Genomic DNA, 1,271 nt, shown 5'->3' on the forward strand with positions numbered 1-1,271 from the left:
CGGCGGCGCCCTGCTCGCGGTCCTGGCGGCCGGCCTGCCCCGGGACCCGCTCGCCCTGGACACCACCGCGCGCCTGCGCCCCCCTTCCCGGACACACCCGTTCGGCACCGACGCACTCGGCCGGGACCTGCTCGCCCGGGTCGCCCACGGCGCCCTGGACACCCTGCTGCTCGCCCTCGCCATCAGCGCCGGCACCCTCCTGGCCGGACTGCTCCTCGGACTGCTGCCCCGGCTGTCCGGACCGCTCGTCGACACCGTCAACGCCGTACCGCCCGTGCTCGCCGCACTGCTGGTCACCGCCGTCGCCGGCGGCGGCCCGGCCACCCCCGCGCTCGCCGTCGCCGCGGTCGCCTGGGCCCCGCTCGCCGCGCACACCTCCGCCCTGCTCCGGCAGGAACGCGCCGCCCTCCACCTCACCGCCACCCGGGCCCTCGGCGCCGGCCGCTGGTACCTGCTGCGCCACGAACTCCTGCCCGCCGTCGTCCCGTCCGTCACCCGGCACGCCCTGCTGCGCCTGCCCGGCACCGCGCTCGCCCTCGCCTCCCTCGGCTTCCTCGGTCTCGGCGCCCAGCCGCCGTCCCCCGAGTGGGGCCATCTGCTCGCCGAGAACCAGCCCTACGCCGAACGCGCCCCCTGGGCGGTCCTCGCCCCCGCCGCCGTCCTCGCCGTGCTCGGCGCGCTGGCGGTCACGTCCGCGGGCGCCCTGCGACGCCGGAACCCGTCCCGTCGTACCGCCGAAGCCCCGGCCCCCGTCGGCCAGTTGGCCGTCCGGTGAGCGCGCTCCCGGCCACCGCCCGCACCGCGGACACCCCCCTGTCCCCGCTGCTGCGGCTGCTGATCCTCACCCAACTCGCCTTCAACATCGGCTTCTTCGCCGTGCTGCCGTTCCTCGCCGAGCACCTCGGCACGGCGATCGGCATGGCGGGCTGGCTGGTCGGCGTCGTCCTCGGACTGCGCACCTTCAGCCAGCAGGGGCTGTTCGTGGTGGGCGGGGCCCTCGCCGACCGCTACGGCGTCCGGCCCGTCGTCCTCACCGGGTGCGCGCTGCGCGTCGCCGGGTTCGCCTGGCTCGGGTACGCCGGAGCGACCTGGTCGGTGATCGGCTCCGTGCTGCTGATCGGGTTCGCCGCCGCGCTGTTCTCCCCCGCGGTGGAGTCGGAGGTCGCCCGGCAGGCCGTGCTGCGGGAGGAGGCGGGCGGCGGGCCGCGCGCCCGCGTGCTGGCGCTGTTCACCGTCGCCGGACAGGCGGGCGCCTTCGTCGGCCCCCTGCT

2 protein-coding genes are annotated in these 1,271 nt (G+C 77.8%); both read left to right on the forward strand.

All coding sequences use genetic code 11. The annotated features are described in order from the left end of the window. The coding region (locus CCN44_RS42290) for an ABC transporter permease (RefSeq protein WP_143650494.1) at positions 1-775 on the forward strand (775 nt) is incomplete at its 5' end. Beyond that, positions 772-1,271: MFS transporter (locus tag CCN44_RS42295; RefSeq protein WP_143650496.1), on the forward strand; the 500-nt coding region annotated here is incomplete at its 3' end. The genes CCN44_RS42290 and CCN44_RS42295, both read left to right, overlap by 4 nt.

The sequence above is a fragment of the Streptomyces tricolor genome, assembly GCF_002155905.1.
In the GTDB taxonomy this organism is placed as follows: Bacteria; Actinomycetota; Actinomycetes; order Streptomycetales; family Streptomycetaceae; genus Streptomyces; species Streptomyces tricolor.